Source organism: Vogesella perlucida (assembly GCF_979366545.1).
Genome location: NZ_CEETRO010000033.1, coordinates 1 through 737, shown reverse-complemented (window position 1 = coordinate 737; position 737 = coordinate 1). Strand labels below are relative to the sequence as shown.

Genomic DNA, 737 nt, shown 5'->3' with positions numbered 1-737 from the left:
GTGTGAATGAGAAAGCGCCGGCTCCCTTCGACGGTTTTGCTGTATTGCGGCAGCAGGTCGGGGAAATCGGCACTGAGTTTGTCCAGGTCGGGGCTGGTGCGGTCTTTGGTTTTCTTCCAGCTGACTTTGCCGTCGGCAAACACAGCGGCACTGGCGGTGCCGAGGATGTTTTGCAGCTGCTGGCGGGTTTGGGCTTCCAGCAGGCTGAGATCGTCTTGTTTGGCACGCAGGGCAAGCAAGGTACCAAACAGGCTGTTGGCTTCCATCGATTCAGACAGGTCCAGGGTGATGCCTTGGTCGCGGGGGAACATCCAGCTCAGCGCCCTGCCCGCGTCGTCCGAGCCATCGGGCGATGGCTGCTGGTCTTGGGTGACTTGCTGCCAGAAGCCGTCTTCGCGTTCGCACAGGTCCAGGATCTTGTCGTCGTCACGTTCAATGCGATAGATGCGGAAGTCCTGGCCACCAATCAGTACGGCCACGTCAGCCCAATCCAACCCGGTAACGGCCAACTGATGCAGTACCTGGCACTGGTAAGCGACGGGGATGCCCTCTTCCCACTGCGGCGCACTGTGGTAGCTGGCGGTCTTGATTTCCAGGATGCCATTACCGTCGCGCCCGCAACGTACTTCGCGGTCCAAGTTGGCCAGCATGTGCTGGTGCTGCGGGCTTTGCAGTACCGCATTCACCCGCCGTACCTTGCGCCCGGTTTGCTCGGCGTACACGGTGGCGAGTACCGG

Annotated in this window: 1 protein-coding gene; it reads right to left on the bottom strand. The window is 60.9% G+C overall.

The genetic code is table 11. The annotated features are described in order from the left end of the window. On the bottom strand, window positions 1–737 hold a 737-nt coding region (locus ACZ9XP_RS17745; RefSeq protein WP_465188943.1), incomplete at both ends, for a YqaJ viral recombinase family nuclease.